This is a genomic window from Halobacillus sp. ABD4_316, from assembly GCF_056161385.1.
This window is the reverse complement of record NZ_JBSWZA010000001.1, coordinates 1086453-1104502: the sequence shown is the minus strand read 5'-3', so window position 1 is coordinate 1104502 and position 18050 is coordinate 1086453. Positions and strand designations below refer to the sequence as shown.

General features: G+C 48.8%; 23 protein-coding genes and 1 other annotated feature. Of the genes, 22 read left to right on the top strand and 1 reads right to left on the bottom strand.

Annotation, left to right across the window (positions count from 1 at the left end):
• Nucleotides 1-6 precede the first annotated feature (6 nt).
• The 20 genes from ACXAJH_RS05990 (at nucleotide 7) to yajC (ending at nucleotide 15400) form a co-directional block, all read left to right on the top strand.
• Nucleotides 7-1431: a ribonuclease E/G gene (locus ACXAJH_RS05990; RefSeq protein ID WP_474993304.1), complete on the top strand. Its 1425-nt coding sequence runs from the start codon at nucleotides 7-9 to the stop codon at nucleotides 1429-1431.
• Between the two features lie 35 nt (nucleotides 1432-1466).
• Nucleotides 1467-1537: a sequence feature (ribosomal protein L21 leader region), on the top strand.
• Between the two features lie 13 nt (nucleotides 1538-1550).
• Nucleotides 1551-1859 (top strand): 50S ribosomal protein L21, encoded by a 309-nt coding sequence (gene rplU, locus ACXAJH_RS05985; RefSeq protein ID WP_474969099.1) that lies wholly within the window; start codon nucleotides 1551-1553, stop codon nucleotides 1857-1859.
• Nucleotides 1860-1871: 12 nt separating this feature from the next.
• Nucleotides 1872-2201, top strand: a complete 330-nt coding sequence (locus ACXAJH_RS05980; RefSeq protein ID WP_474969098.1) for a ribosomal-processing cysteine protease Prp — start codon at nucleotides 1872-1874, stop codon at nucleotides 2199-2201.
• A 14-nt stretch (nucleotides 2202-2215) separates the two neighbouring features.
• A complete protein-coding gene (rpmA, locus tag ACXAJH_RS05975) occupies nucleotides 2216-2506 on the top strand; it encodes a 50S ribosomal protein L27 (protein WP_027955268.1) in 291 nt (96 codons plus the stop codon).
• Nucleotides 2507-2692: 186 nt separating this feature from the next.
• Nucleotides 2693-3208, top strand: coding sequence for a Spo0B domain-containing protein (locus tag ACXAJH_RS05970; protein WP_474969097.1), 516 nt, complete (start codon nucleotides 2693-2695; stop codon nucleotides 3206-3208).
• A 14-nt stretch (nucleotides 3209-3222) separates the two neighbouring features.
• Nucleotides 3223-4506, top strand: a complete 1284-nt coding sequence (gene obgE / locus ACXAJH_RS05965) for a GTPase ObgE (RefSeq protein WP_474989467.1) — start codon at nucleotides 3223-3225, stop codon at nucleotides 4504-4506.
• Between the two features lie 17 nt (nucleotides 4507-4523).
• A complete protein-coding gene (locus ACXAJH_RS05960; RefSeq protein WP_027955271.1) occupies nucleotides 4524-4973 on the top strand; it encodes an ACT domain-containing protein in 450 nt (149 codons plus the stop codon).
• Nucleotides 4974-4987: 14 nt separating this feature from the next.
• Nucleotides 4988-5863: a prephenate dehydratase gene (gene pheA / locus ACXAJH_RS05955; protein ID WP_474989465.1), complete on the top strand. Its 876-nt coding sequence runs from the start codon at nucleotides 4988-4990 to the stop codon at nucleotides 5861-5863.
• A gap of 171 nt (nucleotides 5864-6034) precedes the next feature.
• Nucleotides 6035-7048 (top strand): SafA/ExsA family spore coat assembly protein, encoded by a 1014-nt coding sequence (gene safA, locus ACXAJH_RS05950; RefSeq protein WP_474989463.1) that lies wholly within the window; start codon nucleotides 6035-6037, stop codon nucleotides 7046-7048.
• Entirely contained in the window at nucleotides 7038-7997 is a 960-nt protein-coding gene (locus ACXAJH_RS05945; RefSeq protein WP_474989461.1) for a phosphotransferase, read from the top strand. Before safA ends, ACXAJH_RS05945 begins: the two co-directional genes overlap by 11 nt.
• 35 nt (nucleotides 7998-8032) lie before the next feature.
• Nucleotides 8033-8770 carry an NAD(+) synthase gene (nadE, locus tag ACXAJH_RS05940; RefSeq protein ID WP_474993302.1) on the top strand — a complete coding sequence of 246 codons (738 nt, stop codon included), beginning with the start codon at nucleotides 8033-8035 and terminating at the stop codon, nucleotides 8768-8770.
• 69 nt (nucleotides 8771-8839) lie between these two features.
• Entirely contained in the window at nucleotides 8840-9391 is a 552-nt protein-coding gene (locus tag ACXAJH_RS05935) for a YhcN/YlaJ family sporulation lipoprotein (protein ID WP_474969092.1), read from the top strand.
• 76 nt (nucleotides 9392-9467) lie between these two features.
• Nucleotides 9468-10220: a YebC/PmpR family DNA-binding transcriptional regulator gene (locus tag ACXAJH_RS05930; protein WP_474969091.1), complete on the top strand. Its 753-nt coding sequence runs from the start codon at nucleotides 9468-9470 to the stop codon at nucleotides 10218-10220.
• Nucleotides 10221-10291: 71 nt separating this feature from the next.
• The gene (locus ACXAJH_RS05925; protein WP_474993300.1) at nucleotides 10292-10870 is read left to right on the top strand and encodes a BofC C-terminal domain-containing protein; all 579 of its coding nucleotides are present in this window, start codon (nucleotides 10292-10294) and stop codon (nucleotides 10868-10870) included.
• Between the two features lie 162 nt (nucleotides 10871-11032).
• Complete coding sequence (gene ruvA / locus ACXAJH_RS05920) at nucleotides 11033-11650, top strand: Holliday junction branch migration protein RuvA (RefSeq protein WP_474971194.1); 618 nt, start codon at nucleotides 11033-11035, stop codon at nucleotides 11648-11650.
• Nucleotides 11651-11668: 18 nt separating this feature from the next.
• Nucleotides 11669-12670: a Holliday junction branch migration DNA helicase RuvB gene (gene ruvB / locus ACXAJH_RS05915; RefSeq protein ID WP_474969088.1), complete on the top strand. Its 1002-nt coding sequence runs from the start codon at nucleotides 11669-11671 to the stop codon at nucleotides 12668-12670.
• Nucleotides 12667-12864 carry a DUF2905 domain-containing protein gene (locus tag ACXAJH_RS05910; protein ID WP_027955281.1) on the top strand — a complete coding sequence of 66 codons (198 nt, stop codon included), beginning with the start codon at nucleotides 12667-12669 and terminating at the stop codon, nucleotides 12862-12864. Before ruvB ends, ACXAJH_RS05910 begins: the two co-directional genes overlap by 4 nt.
• Before the next feature lie 63 nt (nucleotides 12865-12927).
• Nucleotides 12928-13953 carry a tRNA preQ1(34) S-adenosylmethionine ribosyltransferase-isomerase QueA gene (gene queA, locus ACXAJH_RS05905; RefSeq protein WP_474969087.1) on the top strand — a complete coding sequence of 342 codons (1026 nt, stop codon included), beginning with the start codon at nucleotides 12928-12930 and terminating at the stop codon, nucleotides 13951-13953.
• 33 nt (nucleotides 13954-13986) lie between these two features.
• Nucleotides 13987-15123, top strand: coding sequence for a tRNA guanosine(34) transglycosylase Tgt (gene tgt / locus ACXAJH_RS05900; RefSeq protein ID WP_474969086.1), 1137 nt, complete (start codon nucleotides 13987-13989; stop codon nucleotides 15121-15123).
• Nucleotides 15124-15139: 16 nt separating this feature from the next.
• On the top strand, nucleotides 15140-15400 hold the full coding sequence (gene yajC, locus ACXAJH_RS05895) for a preprotein translocase subunit YajC (protein WP_027955284.1): 261 nt from the start codon (nucleotides 15140-15142) through the stop codon (nucleotides 15398-15400).
• 37 nt (nucleotides 15401-15437) lie between these two features.
• Here the strand turns inward: yajC and ACXAJH_RS05890 are convergent, their stop codons facing one another.
• Nucleotides 15438-15821: a TIGR04086 family membrane protein gene (locus tag ACXAJH_RS05890; protein ID WP_027955285.1), complete on the bottom strand. Its 384-nt coding sequence runs from the start codon at nucleotides 15819-15821 to the stop codon at nucleotides 15438-15440.
• Nucleotides 15822-15945: 124 nt separating this feature from the next.
• Here ACXAJH_RS05890 and ACXAJH_RS05885 point away from each other — a divergent pair, with 124 nt between their 5' ends.
• Together ACXAJH_RS05885 and ACXAJH_RS05880 are read left to right on the top strand one after the other, a co-directional pair.
• Nucleotides 15946-17235: an ArsB/NhaD family transporter gene (locus ACXAJH_RS05885; RefSeq protein WP_474969085.1), complete on the top strand. Its 1290-nt coding sequence runs from the start codon at nucleotides 15946-15948 to the stop codon at nucleotides 17233-17235.
• Between the two features lie 55 nt (nucleotides 17236-17290).
• Complete coding sequence (locus ACXAJH_RS05880; RefSeq protein ID WP_474969084.1) at nucleotides 17291-17947, top strand: DUF421 domain-containing protein; 657 nt, start codon at nucleotides 17291-17293, stop codon at nucleotides 17945-17947.
• Nucleotides 17948-18050: the final 103 nt, after the last annotated feature.

Genomic DNA, 18050 nt, shown 5'->3' with positions numbered 1-18050 from the left:
GATGGCATGCGAACGTTGATCATACAGACGAAAACGACAGAACGAACCGGGCTGCTTGTAGAGGGTGGAAAGGTTCAGGAATATAAAATGGACAGGCCCGGAGCGCGTACGCTCACGGGCTCTATTTACTGCGGTGTGATCGCCCAGATCGATCAAGGCCTGCAGGCGGCCTTTGTGGATATCGGTTTAGAGAAAAAAGCATTTCTCCGGGGGAATTCGATTCCATGGGGAGAAGGGAAAATCGAAAGCAGGGTGAAGGTCGGAGAGCGTCTGTACGTCCAGGTCGAGAAGGACCCTGCCGGTGATAAAGGAGCGAAAGTAACCGCGGATGTGACTCTTGCAGGAATCCATATGGTCTACAGACCTTATGGCGGAACAACGGCGCTCTCCAAAAAGCTGTCCCCATCTGAACAGTCGGACCTCCAGGCTTTATTTCACCCTATTCTTGAAGAACCGGAAGGCATGATTGTTCGAACTGGAGCCAAAGATGCATCCAGAGAATCCTTAATGGAAGAATGGCAGCGTTTAAAAGAGGAGTGGAAGCGTACAGTGGATGGCACGGCGGAGAAACCGGGGTGCATCTGGCAGGAGGATTTTCTGCCGGACCAGTGGTTGAGGAGGTTCCCGGTTTCCTCCATTGATCAGGTCCTCATCGACGACATCGAGACAGCGAACCGTGTAAAGAAGCGTCTGCCGGCCCTGGCCGGCAGTGTTCAATGGGTCAAAGACTTGGAAAAGCATCTGCCTGTACCGATCCACACGCTCCAAAAGGCTCTCCTTCAGCCGGAAGTTCAAACGAAAGAGGGGATTACGCTCGTTATCGAACAAACCGAGGCTATGGTGGTGATCGACGTCAACAGCAGCCAGTTCAAAGGCCGGTCTTTTTCCAATGCCCAGGCTCTGGATGTGAATCTGAAAGCCGTTGAGGAAATTCAAAGACAGATCCGTTTGAGGAATCTTTCCGGAATCATTATGATTGATTTCATTTCCATGAACCATCCGGATCATAACAAAAAGCTGGAGCGCATATGGCGGCAGCAGATGAGAAAGGATCCTGTCTCCACCGTCGTCCACGGACTTACAAAACTCGGACTTATGGAGATGACGAGGAAAAAGGAAGAAGCGCCGCCGTTCTCTCTTCTTGCGGCCCGGAAAGAAAATATGTTTACCTATGAGACGATGGTTTTTCAGCTGGAGCGCGCATTGATGGAGCTTGGCGATACAGAAGCTGTCCTTTTGGCCGTTCATCCTGCATGTCTGAAAATAAAAAAACGCTTGTTTTCTGAGGCTGTATCTAGTAAAATTCCACAGGAGCTGTTTGTCAGGGTGGACGACCAAATCCACGGCTGGCAGATAGAGCTTGAAGGGTCTTCCGACATGGTTAAAGAAGTGGCGGAAAGCCGTGATGCACGTGTTGACAACTTGTTTTGATCTGTGGTAACATTATTTTGTTATTCTAGTAGCACCCGCTGCTACAACCGCGCAGAACAGGTTTTAAACCGGAAACGGTACCTGAATGGCGAGTCTGAGTATATTGAGGAGGTGCAGGTATGTACGCAATTATTGAAACTGGTGGTAAGCAGGTAAAAGTTGAACAGGGTCAGGAAATCTACGTTGAGAAAATGGACGTGGAAGCTGGCGAAACGGTCACTTTTGACAAAGTTCTATTCGTAGGTGGAGACGATACAAAAGTTGGTGCTCCATTCGTAGACGGTGCTTCTGTAACAGCTAAAGTTGAAAAACAAGGCCTACAGAAGAAGTTGACTGTCTTCAAATACAAGCCTAAGAAGAACTACAAGCGCAAGCAGGGTCACCGTCAGCCGTACACGAAACTTATCGTTGATGAAATCAACGCGTAAGGATCGTTCCGGATGATTAAAGTATCCATGTTTCGCTCACAAGGGGATATTACAGGTTTTGAAATATCCGGTCATGCAGAAAGCGGACCCTACGGCCATGACTTAGTCTGTGCTGCTGTGTCAGCTGTCTCATTCGGAGCCGTCAATGCTATTGTAAGCCTTTGTGAATTCGAACCTCATGTTGTACAGGGAGGCGAGGGTGGTTATTTGAAAATCACACTCCCCGACAATCTGCAGGAGCCGGTAAAAACGAAAGCCCAGACGCTTTTGGAAGGCATGCAGGTTTCCTTACAAACGATTGAACAAGATTACGATCAATATATTCATATATCCCAACGATAAGGAGGTGAAGACTCATGCTACGTCTTGATTTGCAGTTTTTCGCCCAGAAGAAGGGTGTAGGTAGTACAAAGAACGGTCGTGACTCTGAGTCCAAGCGTCTTGGAGCTAAACGCGCAGACGGACAGCACGCATCCGCTGGTTCTATCCTTTACCGCCAGCGCGGTACGAAAATCTATCCAGGAGCCAACGTTGGCCGTGGTGGAGATGACACATTGTTTGCGAAAGTAGACGGTGTTGTTAAGTTCGAACGTTACGGACGCAACCGTAAAAAAGTCAGCGTTTATCCTGTAGCACAGGAAGCGTAAACGAATAATTTCGTGCAGCAAAAGCCGCGCTTATTGCAGAAAGCAAAGCGCGGCTTTTTTATATCTGCTTTTCCAGGCTCCGCAACCGTCAGGAAACCCCCGGCAGAATTTTCCCGGAACTGTTTTTGCCGGCTGTAATCTCTGCTATACTTTTTATTATTATGGGTGTTCGAGGGAGTTGACACGATGGAGGAGAAAGAGATCATCGGACTGCTTAGACATAAGCGTCATGACTGGATGAATCAAATTCAATTGATTCAAGGGTATGCTTCGCTTGGGAAGCACGATCGTCTGATGGATCTGCTGGATACTGTGAAGGCAGAATCGGAGGAAGAACGCAGGCTGTTGAATGCAGAAGCGGTTGAATTTTCGTTATGGCTTCTCACGTTCAACTGGTCGTACCAGTCGTTCCGCCTCACCTATTCGCTGGAGCAGGGGCTTGATTTATCCAGTCATGATCAGACACTGGCTGCTTATGGCAGGCGTATGATGGAAATAATGGAAAAGTATAAGGATCAAGATGAACTTTATGAAGGGACTGTGACCCTTTATCGTGGAGGACAAGGGGCTCTCGGTGTAAGCTGGGAATGGGATGGACGCTTTCCCGAACCCGATTCCGTGCTGGGATCCCTTCAGGATGAAGGGTTTGTCGCTTCCATTTATGACAGGAAAGAACTTTCTATTGAAATGACAATAGAATGAAGAGGTGAATACAAATGTTTGTCGATCAGGTTAAAGTATTTGTAAAAGGTGGAGACGGCGGAAATGGTCTTGTCGCCTACCGCCGTGAAAAATATGTACCAAAAGGAGGTCCTGCCGGAGGCGACGGCGGTAACGGAGGCGACGTGGTCTTCGAAGTGGACGAGGGCTTGAACACGCTCATGGACTTCCGGTACCAGCACCATTTTAAAGCGGTGCGCGGACAAAATGGAATGAATCAGAAGCAGCACGGAAAAAACGCCGAGCCGCTTGTCATCAGTGTGCCGCCGGGAACAACAGTAAAAAGCGCGGACTCTGATAAAGTCATCGCCGATTTGACGGAACATAAGCAGAGAGCGGTCATCGCCAAAGGTGGACGCGGGGGACGTGGAAACGCCCGTTTCGCAAGTCCGAGAAACCCGGCTCCTGAAATTGCTGAAAATGGCGAACCAGGGGAAGAACTGGATGTCGTGGTGGAATTGAAACTGCTTGCTGATGTAGGGCTTGTCGGTTTTCCAAGTGTCGGAAAGTCTACATTCCTTTCGGTCGTCACCGCAGCACGTCCGAAAATCGCGGATTACCATTTTACGACACTGGCACCGAATTTAGGCGTCGTAGAAAGCCAGGATCACAGGAGTTTTGTGATGGCTGACCTTCCCGGACTGATTGAAGGAGCTCACGAAGGGGTCGGACTCGGCCACCAATTCCTGCGCCACGTAGAACGTACCCGGCTTCTTCTTCACGTCATTGATATGTCGGCTATGGAAGGCCGTGACCCCTACGAGGATTATGTAACGATCAATCAGGAACTATCCTCCTACGATGAGCGGTTGAAGAACCGTCCGCAGCTTATTGTCGCTAACAAAATGGATATGCCTGGAGCAGAGGATAACCTTGAGCTCTTCAAAGAGCAGCTCGGGGATCAGGAAATCGGCATCTATCCGATTTCCACCGTGACGCGTGACGGTCTTGATGAACTGCTTTATGCAGTGGCTGATAAGCTCGATCAAATGCCGAAGCAGGAAGAAGAACTGGAAGAAGTCGATGAACGTGTCCTTTATAAGTTTGAAAAAGAAGAAGCTCCATTCAAAGTGACGCGGGCCGATGATGGGGCCTACGTGTTATATGGAGAGAAAATCGAATCCTTGTTCAGACGGACAGACTTCTCCAGGGACCAGTCCATCAATCGTTTTGCCCGTCAGATGCGCAGCATGGGCGTGGACGAAGCCCTCAGAAAACGGGGAGCAAAAGATGGCGATACGGTAAGACTCATGGATTATGAATTCGAATTTGTGGATTAAGAAGGGAGGAAGAGGTCATGGCGGATTATAACGAAACGTTTTATTTAGTCCGTAGTGATATTCTCCCGGAAGCGATGATGAAGACGATTGAGGCTAAGGAGCTGCTGGAAAGAGGCAAAGTCGGCTCGATTTATGAAGCGGTCAAGCATGTGGGATTATCCCGGAGTGCGTTTTATAAATACCGGGATGCGGTTTTTCCTTTCCAGGCCATGGTAAAAGAACAGATGATCACTCTTTTCTTCCATTTAGAAGACCGGAGCGGGACATTGTCGAATTTATTGATGACGGTGGCGGAATCAGGCTGTAACGTCCTGACCATCCACCAGACAATCCCACTTCAGGGCAAGGCCAATGTGACTCTCTCCTTAAATACGTCAGGAATGAAGGAAAGCATCGAGAAATTGTTACAACAGCTCCATAAACTCGATTTCGTCGATCGTGTTGAAATTTTAAGTTCAGGAGCTTAATTGGAGGGGAAATCATGTCGGAACAGCAGATTGGGTACTTGGGACCCCAGGGGACGTTTACAAAAATGGCGGTGGATGCTTTATTTGACGGCGGGTCATTCATGGCTTATGAGAGCATTCCATCCTGCCTGGATGCGGTGGAGCGTGGCGAAATAGGAACAGCCGTTGTTCCGCTTGAAAATGCGATTGAAGGCTCCGTCCATTTGACGATCGATTATTTAGCCCATCAGGTGGATCAGTCTATTATTGCAGAACTGACCGTACCTATTAAGCAGCATCTACTAGTACATCCGGCAAGGAACGGGGAAGAGATCCGTAAGGTGTATTCCCACAGCCACGCCATTGCCCAGTGTCACGAATACCTTCACAAACACTATCCGAACGCTGAGATTGAATATACAGCCTCAACAGCTAAAGCAGCCGAGCTTGTGGCAGCCGAGCGTGACGGAGTGGCGGCTATTGCGAACCACCTGGCTGCAGAAGGGAATGGACTGACCTTCCTGGATACGGATATCCATGATTATGATAACAACCACACACGATTTGCTGTCGTCCAGAAGAACCCGCAGACGTTGAAGGTGAAGGACCATCCTGTCAGCAAACATAAGACGACAGTCATGGTGACACTGCCTAAAGATTATGTCGGTGCCCTGCATCAAGTGCTTGCAGCTTTTGCCTGGAGAAAGATGAACTTATCAAAAATCGAGTCGAGACCAATGAAAACCGGTCTTGGCAACTACTTTTTCCTAATAGATGTGGATCAGCCCTATGATCAAGTGCTGTTCCCAGGTGTACAGGCGGAGCTGGAAGCCCTTGGCTGCCGCTTGAAGGTGATTGGGACGTATCCAAGCTATCAAATCGACATCCCTGCGCCTGTCCATAAAGCTTGAACCTGAAAACCCCGGAATCCCTGCTGTGGCAGGGACATCCGGGGTTTGTTTATATTTTATAGAAATTATTATAGGCTTTTTCATCAAACTTTCGGCTTGTGCTGCATAGAGTGTTATGAAGTTATTTTTGTTTTATTGTTCCTCAGCAATGACAGGAAGGGAGTTGCAATTGTGAGAATTCACATTGTACAAAAAGGAGATACACTCTGGAACATAGCCAAGAAATATGGGGTTGACTTTGAGGAGTTAAAATCCGTAAATACCCAGCTTTCCAATCCTGATATGATTATGCCGGGTATGAAAATCAAAGTCCCTCAAGGTACAAAGCCTGTTAAGAAAGAAGCACCAAAGGCTCAGGCGCCTGCAAAGGAATTGCCTTCAGCCCCTTATAAGGAAAAGGCAAAGCCTATTCCCTCCATTAAAGAAGATGAGAAAAAGCCTGCGCCTAAAGGGGTAAAGGAAAAACCGATGCAGCCCATGCAGCCGATGCAGCCGATCCATATGAATATGCCGATCACCATGCCGAGTATCGATCAGCAGATGCAGAATTATTATACAACCTTCCACCTTCCTCAAATGCCGGGGCCGAAACCTGAAGAATCCCCGGAATCACCAGAGTCGCCAAAAGAGGAAGTAAAAGGAGAGCAGTATCAGCCGATGCAGCAGCCCTACTGCCCTCCGATGCAGCCTCAACTGGTTCATACGGATTACTACTGCTGTCCTCCTTATCCGGTTATGATGCCGATGCCATATGGTGGGATGCCGCATCCCATGCAGCAGCCGATGCAGCATCCAATGGGGCAGCCGATGTATGGAGACGACTTCGAGTCGGATGATGATATGGTGCAGGGCGCCCAGTCGGATGAGGACTGCGGCTGTGATGGGGATTCTGTAAAAGGCTATGGTCCTGCGTACGGCGGCCATCATCCTGGACATCACCCATATCACCCTCAACATCCATGGCAGCAGATGCCTTATGGCGGTATGCAGCAGCCGGGCGGCTGGGGGCAGCCATATCCGCAGCACCCGCAGCACCCTCAGCACCATCAATATCCTCAGCAAGGCTGGGGACAGCAGCCATACCAAGGGTGGGGTCCTTACCCTCAGATGGGACCATGGAACCCTCAACAGGCCGGTCAGGGGATGCCGCAGCCCTGGAGAGACGATGATGTAGATGAAAGCTGAATACAAAAAGGGCGATTCATACACGGATCGCCTTTTTCATTGGATACAAAAAGAAGAAAATCTTCCTGTCGTGTTTGAACGTACCATCAAGCCTAAAGTTTACAAAGTATCGTTTGCAGGAAGACCGATGATTTTGAAGGGCTATCGGAGGCTTCATGTGATACAGCAGCAGATCGACTTCTTTGAACACTGGAATTATGCTTCCCGGACAGCCGCCCGCCCGGTTCCGTTCCGTCCGGAAACCTTCACGCTGGGGAAATTAGGCTGTGACTGGGCTTTGTTTGAACGGATGGAAGGTAGGCATGCAGACTTTGACCGGCATCAGGATCGGAAGAAAGCGGTCCGTATCCTGCATCAATTCCACCGTACAACGAAAGGCATCGCGGTCCTGTCGATCCCGAAAGATCCATTGTATGTGAAATGGGAGCGGAGGCTGGAGCAGTTTTTGGAAACGAAAGATGTTTTTACGGATTTTGGCAGACGCCAGATGTTTCAGGATATATCTTCCCTCGTGGAGCGGAGGCTGGAGGCCTTCTCTGATTGTCCGTGGGGGGAGATAGAAGAACGAGCCTGGGATAATCATGAATGGCTCCACGGGGATGTCGCGCATCATAATTTCATCGTCACTCGTGACCAATCCATCCGTATGATTGATTTTGATCTCCTGCATACGGGACCGCGCGTCTATGATCATATCCAGCTTGCCCAGCGTTTCCTCCCTCACGTGGAATCTGAACGATCCACGCTGGTTCAATATTTTCCTCATGTGAAAGAACGTGAAATCTGGTGGAAAGGTGTCCTCGTGCCTTCTGATCTCCTGCGCGAATGGCTGTACGGCTACAGAAGCTGCTTAAGGGAGGAAAGCTCCTTCGTCCGACAGATAAGGAAGCTGGAAAAAGCCTGGGAGAGCCGGAAGAAGTTTGTCCGATACGCAGAACATATGCTATGATTAGTTATCATATGTGTGAAAGGATGAACAATCCGGTGGAAGAAAAAGTACAGCAAATAACAGCCTGGCTTCAGGATAAAGTGAAAGAAGCCCATGTAGACGGTCTCCTTGTCGGAGTGAGCGGCGGTATTGATTCCGCAGTCGTAGCCAACTTGATTAAAAAAGCATTTCCTGAGCGCTCGCTGGGTGTGATTATGCCCTGCAAGAGCCAGTCAGAAGATCAGGAGCATGCCCGCCTTGTAGTGGAAGCCTGTGATCTTCCAGCTTTGACGGTGGATTTGACGGAAACGCATAACGTGATGTTCAAAAACATTCAAACCCAGCTGGAAGCTGCGGGGCAGTTGAATGAGGATCAATTGAAACTTGCGGATGCCAACCTGAGAGCAAGGCTGCGGATGAGCACCCTTTATACGATTGCCACCAACCATAAGTATCTTGTCGTGGGAACAGATAATGCTGCTGAATGGTATACAGGATACTTTACGAAATATGGAGACGGCGGTGTCGACCTTGTGCCGCTTGCGAACCTGACCAAAGGTGAAGTAAGAGAGATGGCCGAATACTTAGGAGTACCGAATGAAGTCGTTCATAAACAGCCGAGTGCAGGACTTTGGGAAGGTCAGACGGACGAAAATGAAATGGGTACCAGTTACGCCATGATCGACCGTCACCTTAAAGGAGAGGAAATTCCTGAAGAAGACCGTAAAATTATCGAAGCGATGCATAAGCGGTCCGCCCATAAGCGTCAGCTTCCTCCTGCACCATCGCAGTAACTTTGGTGAGATTTGCCAGACTAAAACATTCTTCTTTACCCATAGTAAGGGGAAAAGGAGAATGTTTTTATGTGGAAAATTATTGGAGTGCTGCTTGCTGCCTGTCTCTTTAGCGCGTGTCAATCGGAGGAAGCCCGTGAGCCGGAGGGAACCTCTGATGAAATCTATGAGCCGATCAGCTACGGGGGAGTAGAGGACACGGAAAGAAGCGGCCGGATTCCGACCGGTAAGGACAGCTATTTTAAACGGACCGCCGAAAAGGATTTTCGCAACGCCCGTTACGGGGAGACGAACCGATCTCATGATAATGATTTCAACAATGAAGATGCTATGGCCGTCGTGGAGAAAATTCATGAAATCAAAGAAGTCACGATGGCTCAGGCCTATTCTACGGACGATGCGATGTATATTGCCGTCATGATCAATCCGACAGATCGGAGAGATACCGACGTAACGGAGAAAATCAAGCAGAAAGCCGGGGAACTGACAGAGAAGAAGCTCACCATCTATACCAATAATAACAACTGGGATCACATGAAGGATCTGAATGCCCGTTTGAACGCGGCGGAAGCACCGGACTCCGTGAAAAAACGGATTCGTGAGTTCTTCAATCGGGAGTAAACCTCCTGCTTTTATGCCATAAATTGATTATGGTATAGTGAAAGATAGAAATGTTTTGGGGAGAGGAGAATGTCCAATGGCAGGCCATTCAAAATGGAGCAATATCAAGCATCGTAAAGGGGCTCAGGATGCCAAAAGAGGAAAACTCTTTATGAAGCTGGCCCGTGAAATTTTCATGGCTGCTAAACAGGGCGGAGGGGATGAGGAAACCAATCCTGCCCTCCGGATAGCAGTAGATAAAGCAAGGTCTAACAATATGCCGAAGGATAACATCGAAAGGGCCGTTAAAAAGGCCACCGGGGATCTGGAAGGCGTCAACTATGAAGAGTTCACCTATGAAGGATACGGTCCCGGGGGCGTAGCTGTAATGGTCAAAGTGCTGACGGATAATAAAAACCGTACCGCCGGGGAAGTGCGCCATGCCTTCAGTAAAAATGACGGCAATCTTGGTGAAAACGGCTGTGTCGCCTTTATGTTCAACCGCTCCGGCTATCTTGTCATCGACCGGTCCACAACGGATGCAGGTGAAGAAGACGTCATGCTGGAAGTGATTGAAGCAGGTGCTGAGGAAATGGACACGACAGAAGAGAGCTTTGAAATTTATACAGAGCCGGAAGCCTTTTCTGATGTGAAAGCTTCGCTGGAAGAAAGCGGCTACACGTTTTCTACAAGTGAAGTGACGATGATTCCTGAAACCTATACAGAACTCGATGAAGAGGGCGTAGAAAAAATGCTGAAGCTGATTGATATGCTTGAGGACAACGATGACGTCCAGGAAGTGTATCATAACCTCGATGCCGATGAAGCGGTTCTCGAAAAATTGTCCTGATTCTGCCTTTCTATGATAATAACTTCTATTTCTGGACAAACTGGAAATAGAAGTTATTTTTATTTGGGAGGGTGAGTGCTGTGAAAGCTGTCGCCTATGGAATCATCAGCTGGCTTCTCGTATGTCTGATTCTTGCTTCCTGTTGTCCCGCTGTTCTGGAAGGGAAGGACCACACCCTGATGAGAAGTGTGGAACAGACGAAAAAAGAAGCATCAGAACCGAGCGTCGAAACGCTGGTTCAGGCTGAACCTTTGGAGTTGACGATTGTCCTGAAGGAGCACTACCTCGATGGAGTGGTGGAAACAACAACCAAAAAGGAAACAATCTGGTCGATGGTGGATTTCTGGGCTTCATATGAAGGCTGGAGAGTGGAAAATCAGGAGCTGGATCGTATTGTTTTTCAACGGCAGGTGGAGGATATATCACCACTCACGAAACAGCACGGATATTTTGGATTGAATGAGGACGGCGAACTGGCCGTTTTTCAAGGGATTCCCAACGAAGGGAAGGTCATCGAGTCGTTCAAGCCGATTCCTGTAAAGCCGTTGGAGTCCAAGCGTATCGATGTATTGAAGAATGGCATAAAGATTAAGGACTCCGTCCACTTTGAGCAGGTGGTCCACCAGTATTCAGAAGAAAAGCAGATGTAAGGACAAACAGCCGCAGCCTGTCTGCGGCTGTTTTCGGTATGGATACTCTCCCATTTCCATCGGTTTAACCCCCTTCATTTTCCGTGCGTGTACATAGGCGAACATATGGTTCTATGTTACAATAAGAGGGTTAAGACTAGAGAGCAGGAGAGGTTGCAGCAGATGATAAGTTATATCAAAGGTCAGCTGACGACGCTTGAAGAAGGGTCGATCACGATAGAAGTAAGCGGGATCGGTTACGAGATTTTATGTGCCAATCCTTTTCATTTTGAAACACAGATGAATCAAGAAGTGAAAGTACATACGTACCACTATATCCGGGAAGACAATCAATCCTTGTATGGATTTAGGAAAAAGGAAGATAAACAGTTGTTCGGCCAATTGCTCAACGTATCCGGGATCGGACCGAAAGGAGCACTGGCTATTCTCGGGACGGTCAGTGTACCGGAGTTTGTTTCTGCCATTGAGCAGGAAGACGAAAAGTACCTGACTAAATTCCCCGGCGTCGGTAAGAAGACCGCCCGTCAGATGATCCTTGATTTGAAAGGCAAACTGATTGTATGGCTGCCGGATGAGCAGAACGAAGAAACCTTGTTCTATCAGGAGGATTTGACGTCGCGTGAAAAACGTGAGCTGATCGATGACGCCATTGAAGCCTTGAAGGCGCTTGGATATACAGAGAAGGAAGTGAAGATGGTCCGCACCCAGCTTGAGAAATCCAAGCAGGGTACCGTGGATGATTACGTAAGACAAGGACTTCAGATGTTGATGAAATCATAAAGAAAAGGAGGCATATCCATGGATGAACGGATGATATCCGGTGAGCAGCAGCAGGCCGATCAGGATCTTGAACTGAGCCTGAGGCCGGAAAGGTTAAGTCAGTACATCGGACAGGATCAGGTGAAGAATAACTTGAGCATCTTTATTGAAGCCGCTAAAATGCGGGAAGAACCGCTTGATCATGCCCTTTTGTACGGCCCTCCGGGACTTGGGAAAACGACGCTCGCTTCGATTATCGCCAACGAGATGGGTGTGCAGTTCAGGACCACAGCGGGGCCTGCCATCGAACGGGCCGGGGATTTGGCTGCTATTTTATCCTCTCTTGAGCCGGGGGACGTTCTTTTCATTGATGAAATTCACCGGCTTCCCCGTTCTGTTGAGGAAGTGCTTTATCCAGCGATGGAGGATTTCTGTCTTGATATTGTCGTCGGGACCGGGCCGAGTGCAAGGTCGGTGCGCCTTGATCTCCCTCCCTTTACGCTTGTAGGAGCAACGACGAGGGCGGGGCTCTTGTCCGCACCTCTCCGGGACCGTTTCGGTGTACACAGCCGCCTGGAATATTACGATACGAAAGCGCTCTGTTCCATTGTAGAGCGGACGGCGGAAATTTTTTCTGTATCGATTGAGAAAGATGCAGCTGTCGAAGTAGCCCGCCGTTCACGCGGGACCCCCCGGATTGCCAACCGGCTCCTGAAACGGGTCCGGGATATTGCCCAGGTCAAAGGCGAAACCGTCATCTCCAAAGCGACGACACAGGAAGCGCTGAGGATGCTTCAGGTCGATGCTGAAGGACTTGATTTTATTGATCACAAACTTTTGATGGGGATCATGGACAGCTTTCAGGGCGGCCCTGTAGGACTGGATACGATTGCAGCGACGATCGGCGAGGAATCGCAGACGATCGAAGATGTGTACGAACCGTATCTGCTGCAGATCGGTTATATCCAGCGCACACCGCGCGGCCGGGTTGTGACCCCGAAAGCCTATGCCCATTTCAACAGGGAGGTGCCTGGCTCTTGACGGGGTTTGGCAGAATCTTTATTGTTATAGGGATTGTGTTTATTGTCATAGGAATCGTATGGAGTCTGTTCGGCAGGCTCCCTGGTGACCTTTCTTTCAAAAAAGGAAATGTCACATTTTATTTTCCGATTATGACCTCGATTATTGCGAGTATTGTTTTATCTTTGATTTTTTATTTGATTCGGAGATTTTAGCAGCACCTGCAGGAATCGGGCACGAGGAAAGAAGAATTATCTCAGGAAGAATAGGGGATTTGTATGGATATTAAGCAGTATGATTTCGATCTGCCGGAAGAGTTGATTGCGCAGGTTCCGCTTGAGGACCGCTCCTCTTCCCGATTGATGGTCTGCGACCGCAGCACAGAGAACATCGAGCATAAGCACTTTGCTGATATTACGGAAGACTTGAATTCCGGGGACTGTCTTGTATTGAACGACACACGTGTCCTTCCAGCCCGGTTGTTCGGGGTGAAGGAAGACAGCGGAGGGAAAGTCGAAGTTCTTCTGCTGCATCAGACAGAGGAAGATGAATGGGAAGTCCTTGTGAAACCAGCGAAAAAGGTGAAGGAAGGAACGAAAATCGTCTTCGGGGACGGAAAGCTTACGGCTGAATGTACGGAAATCCAGGAGCATGGCGGACGGAAAGTGAAGTTCAGCTACGAAGGCATCTTTCTGGAAGTCCTTGAATCTCTTGGTGAAATGCCGCTGCCTCCTTACATTAAAGAGCAGCTGTCGGACAGAGAACGGTACCAGACGGTCTATGCGAAAGAAGAAGGCTCAGCAGCCGCTCCAACAGCAGGGCTTCATTTTACGAACGCTCTTTTAGAAGAGCTGCAGGAAAAAGGGGTGGAGCTTGCCTACCTGACACTGCACGTCGGTCTTGGAACATTCCGCCCGGTGAGCGTCGATCATATCGAAGAGCATGATATGCATGCGGAATTTTATCAGCTCAGCCGTGAAACCGCCGATCAGCTGAACAGGGTCCGCGAAAACGGCGGAAGAATCATTTCCGTGGGTACAACATCTACCAGAACACTGGAGACGATCATGAGGGACTACGGAACGTTCACAGAAGCAAGCGGATGGACGGATATTTTTATTTATCCCCCGCAGAAGCTTCAGGCCATTGACGGGCTGATTACAAACTTCCACCTTCCGAAATCCACGCTCATTATGCTGGTGAGTGCATTTGCCGGCCGTGACTTCGTAATGGAAGCCTATCACCGTGCTGTCGAGGAGCGCTATCGTTTCTTCAGCTTCGGGGATGCTATGTTTATTAAATGATCAGGATGATCTATGGAAGAAAGGATAGGAAAAATGGCAATCACATATGAATTAATCAAAACTTGTAAGCAGACAGGCGCGCGCCTCGGAAAAGTCCATACACCACATGGCTCTTTCGAAACCCCGATGTTTATGCCTGTCGGTACTCTTGCTACAGTGAAGACGATGAGTCCCGAGGAACTGGAACGGATGGGGGCTCAGATCATCCTTTCCAACACGTACCACCTGTGGCTCAGGCCCGGGGAGGATATTGTGGAGGAAGCCGGCGGCCTTCATAAATTTATGAATTGGAACGGCTCCATTTTAACGGATTCCGGCGGTTTCCAGGTGTTCAGCTTGAGCGACCTGCGTCAGATTGAAGAAGAGGGGGTGCACTTCCGCAACCACATCAGTGGAGAGAAGCTGTTCCTTTCTCCGGAAAAAGCGATGCACATTCAAAACTCTCTTGGCGCGGATATTATGATGGCCTTTGATGAATGCCCGCCGTATCCAGCTGAACACAAATATATGAAAGACTCTGTAGAACGGACGAGCCGCTGGGCAGAGAGATGTCTGGAAGGTCACAAGCGTCCTCATGATCAAGGCTTGTTCGGAATCATCCAGGGCGGGGAATACGAAGATCTTCGTCAGCAGAGCGCCCGTGACCTGACGTCCATGGACTTCCCCGGCTATGCTATCGGAGGCTTGTCTGTAGGGGAGCCGAAAGATGTCATGAACCGTGTGCTCGACTTTACGACACCGCTTCTTCCGGATGAAAAGCCCCGTTACCTGATGGGCGTCGGTTCACCGGATTCCCTGATCGACGGAAGCATCCGCGGCATTGACATGTTTGACTGTGTCCTGCCGACACGTATTGCCAGAAATGGTACATTGATGACCTCCCAGGGCCGTCTCGTTGTCCGCAATGCAAAATATGCCCGCGATTTCCGCCCGATTGATGAAAATTGTGACTGCCATACGTGCCGGAATTACAGCCGGGCGTACATCCGTCATTTAGTCAAAGCCAACGAAACTTTTGGTTTTAGACTTACGACTTATCATAATCTTTATTTTCTGTTAAACTTAATGAGGCAAGTGCGTGAAGCCATTAGAGAAGATCGACTCGGTGATTTTAGAGAAGAATTCTTTGAACAATATGGTTTCAATAAACCAAATGCAAAGAACTTTTAGAAAGGGGGAATAATAGATGGACACATTAGTAGGCCTGTTACCGATTATTCTAATGTTTGTCATTTTCTATTTCCTATTGATCCGCCCGCAGCAGAAGAAACAGAAACAAGTGCAGCAGATGCAGTCGGATTTACAGAAAGGTGACAAGATCATTACTATCGGAGGAATGCACGGTACAATACATGCGATTGACGAAGGTACCCTTGTTATCAGTGTACAAGATGGAACGCAGATGAAGTTCGACCGTTCCTCCATCCGTGAAAAAGCCAGCGAATAATACAGAACCCCGCTCATGGAGCGGGGTTTTCTATTTTTTACCGCTTTGCTGTTTTTTTAGGCAGGTTCACCCCGATCATTCCCCCCAGCCATGCCGCAAGGATCAGCCCTCCGAAATAGCTGAGCTGCGGCAGTGTTACCATTGTATTTTCAAAAATGATTTGGAATAAGGCCATCGCCCCTACAAATACAGCACCGGTCAAGACGCCGGCCAGCCATCCTTTCTGTTCTCCCTTATAGGCGGCCGCCCCACCTCCGAATGCCAGAATACTGATTCCGACGATTAATGCGAGCTGGTTCAATGTGCCGTATTCCATTTCTGTCAGCTTCAGTAACCCGGCCAGTACCCCGGAAAAAACAATCATCAGGATAAAGATGGATCCAATCCCGTAGCCCAGCACACCCTGCATCATTTTCTTCATATCGACCCTCCTGGATTCAGCTTGTCACTTTCACTATATGCGCAAAATCCATAGAGATAGAAGCAGATATTTCTGCCTTCCCGTGAATACGTATATAAAAAGTCCGTATAAAAGGGGAAGATCTATGTCAACCGTACTGGCAATTCTCATATTTACTGCAAGTTACATCCTCATCATGACAGAGAAACTGAACCGGGCACTCGTGGCTGTTGCCGGCGGCGTCCTTTTATTAATGACGAAGGTTTATGCGTGGGAGGATGCTTTCGGTTTTATTGACTGGGAAACGGTCGCCCTCTTGTTCTCGATGATGGTCCTTGTCTCCATTACAAAGAAAACCGGTATTTTTTCGTTCATGGCTGTCCGACTCGTCCAGATCGTCCAGGGACGGCCTGTTCCATTGTTGATCGTCACCGGCATTTTTACCGCAGTAGGCTCTGCCTTTTTGGACAACGTGACAACGGTGCTTTTATTTGTTCCTGTACTCCTGTCCCTCATCGATGAGTTGAAGCTCCCCGCTTTTCCTTATTTGATTACGACCATTTTCAGTTCCAATATCGGCGGGACAGCAACACTGATCGGGGATCCGCCGAACATTATGATCGGACAAGCCGTGGAGCATTTCAGTTTTGTCTCCTTTATGTACCATCTTGGTCCCATTGTTATTGTCATTTTTGTCGTCATGATGGCCGGCATGATTCTTTTATACCGCAAACGACTCGTTTATGATGAAGCACTGGCCCGGCGGCTGATGGAGAGAAACGCCAAAGCCGATTTGAAGGTCACCCCGCTTCTATTCCAATCGGTGGGTGTCCTGCTTCTGACCATTACTGGATTTATGATGCACCCGTTCATCCATATGGATATTACGACGATCGCTGTCAGCGGTGCGCTCCTGCTGTTGTTCCTCTCTGAAAAAGAGCTTGACGTGGAGCATGTGTTTCAAGAAGTGGAGTGGGTAACGTTATTCTTCTTCATGGGACTGTTCATGCTTGTCGGAGGACTGGAGACGGTCGGCGTCATTGATGAACTGGCCCGTGGAATGGTCTGGCTTTCCGGAGGGGACCTGCCTGTAACCGCCATGGTTATGCTGTGGAGTGCGGGAATCTTGTCAGGGGTCGTGGATAACATCCCATTCGTGGCAGCTATGATCCCAGTCGTCCAGGAACTTCAGGGCTACGGAATGATGAACGTGGATCCTGTTTGGTGGGCGCTGGCGCTTGGCGCGTGCCTTGGCGGGAACGGGACGTTGGTGGGAGCTTCTGCAAACGTGGTTGTAGCCGGACTCGCAGCAAGTCACAACAAGCCGATTCCTTTTCTGAAGTTTTCTTTGTACGGAATCCCTGTTCTGCTCGTATCCTTGCTGATCTGCAGTGTGTACATCTGGTTCCGCTATCTTCTGCCGTTCCTGTCATAAATTTTGAAAAATAGGTGATGTTAACAACAAAGGCACGGAAGAGGAAAGGTCGTGGATGGACGTGCTTGTCATCTCTGTAATTTTTCGAACCCTCATCACCTATCTGATTATTCTGCTCGTCTTCCGGTTTATGGGCAAAAGGGAAATCGGAGAGCTGAGTGTCATGGACCTTGTCGTATTTATCATGCTGGCTGAAATTGCTGTTTTTCTTATCGAAGAGCCGGATGAAGAAATCTGGAAGGCGATTGTCCCTATGGCGGTCCTCCTGGCGATTCAAATCGGCAGCGCCTGGATGTCACTTAAAAATCAGGCGTTCAGAAACTGGTTCGACGGAAAGCCCTCTGTGATCATCAAGCACGGGAGAGTGGATGAATATGAAATGAGGCGTCAGCGTTATAACTTCAATGATCTGCTTCTTCAGCTCCGTGAGCATGGCGTTCATGAAGTGCAGGACGTGGCATATGCCGTTTTAGAGCCATCAGGAAAATTGTCTGTCTTTGAGAAAAAGGAAGATGGAACCTCTGATTATGCAGTCGTTTTAATTGCAGACGGAGAGATTCAAAAAAGCGGGCTGAAGATCATCGGAAAAAGCAGACGCTGGCTGTTGGAACGGCTCCACCATCAAGGCCTCACCGAGGTGAAGGAGGTCTCTCTCTGCACAATCAATGATCAGGGAGAGCTTCAGTTTGATCGAAAGAATGAATTCCATTAAAACCAGCTGCCTCTAGGTTGGTTGCTTATGGACCGTCTGTCATCGAAAGGATGCCATGGGCACGATTGGAAACAAACGTAAGCTGAAAAGAAAAGAGGAGGAT

Excerpts from the sequence above, each read along its gene's own strand:
- pheA (WP_474989465.1), top strand. The coding sequence starts at position 4,988 with ATGTCGGAACAGCAGATTGGGTACTTGGGACCCCAGGGGACGTTTACA.
- ACXAJH_RS05970 (WP_474969097.1), top strand. The coding sequence starts at position 2,693 with ATGGAGGAGAAAGAGATCATCGGACTGCTTAGACATAAGCGTCATGAC.
- tgt (WP_474969086.1), top strand. The coding sequence starts at position 13,987 with ATGGCAATCACATATGAATTAATCAAAACTTGTAAGCAGACAGGCGCG.
- yajC (WP_027955284.1), top strand. The coding sequence starts at position 15,140 with ATGGACACATTAGTAGGCCTGTTACCGATTATTCTAATGTTTGTCATT.
- ACXAJH_RS05960 (WP_027955271.1), top strand. The coding sequence starts at position 4,524 with ATGGCGGATTATAACGAAACGTTTTATTTAGTCCGTAGTGATATTCTC.
- ruvA (WP_474971194.1), top strand. The coding sequence starts at position 11,033 with ATGATAAGTTATATCAAAGGTCAGCTGACGACGCTTGAAGAAGGGTCG.
- ACXAJH_RS05880 (WP_474969084.1), top strand. The coding sequence starts at position 17,291 with ATGGACGTGCTTGTCATCTCTGTAATTTTTCGAACCCTCATCACCTAT.
- ruvB (WP_474969088.1), top strand. The coding sequence starts at position 11,669 with ATGGATGAACGGATGATATCCGGTGAGCAGCAGCAGGCCGATCAGGAT.
- ACXAJH_RS05935 (WP_474969092.1), top strand. The coding sequence starts at position 8,840 with ATGTGGAAAATTATTGGAGTGCTGCTTGCTGCCTGTCTCTTTAGCGCG.
- ACXAJH_RS05980 (WP_474969098.1), top strand. The coding sequence starts at position 1,872 with ATGATTAAAGTATCCATGTTTCGCTCACAAGGGGATATTACAGGTTTT.
- ACXAJH_RS05885 (WP_474969085.1), top strand. The coding sequence starts at position 15,946 with ATGTCAACCGTACTGGCAATTCTCATATTTACTGCAAGTTACATCCTC.
- rpmA (WP_027955268.1), top strand. The coding sequence starts at position 2,216 with ATGCTACGTCTTGATTTGCAGTTTTTCGCCCAGAAGAAGGGTGTAGGT.
- ACXAJH_RS05945 (WP_474989461.1), top strand. The coding sequence starts at position 7,038 with ATGAAAGCTGAATACAAAAAGGGCGATTCATACACGGATCGCCTTTTT.
- obgE (WP_474989467.1), top strand. The coding sequence starts at position 3,223 with ATGTTTGTCGATCAGGTTAAAGTATTTGTAAAAGGTGGAGACGGCGGA.
- ACXAJH_RS05930 (WP_474969091.1), top strand. The coding sequence starts at position 9,468 with ATGGCAGGCCATTCAAAATGGAGCAATATCAAGCATCGTAAAGGGGCT.
- ACXAJH_RS05990 (WP_474993304.1), top strand. The coding sequence starts at position 7 with ATGCGAACGTTGATCATACAGACGAAAACGACAGAACGAACCGGGCTG.
- rplU (WP_474969099.1), top strand. The coding sequence starts at position 1,551 with ATGTACGCAATTATTGAAACTGGTGGTAAGCAGGTAAAAGTTGAACAG.
- ACXAJH_RS05890 (WP_027955285.1), bottom strand. The coding sequence starts at position 15,821 with ATGAAGAAAATGATGCAGGGTGTGCTGGGCTACGGGATTGGATCCATC.
- queA (WP_474969087.1), top strand. The coding sequence starts at position 12,928 with ATGGATATTAAGCAGTATGATTTCGATCTGCCGGAAGAGTTGATTGCG.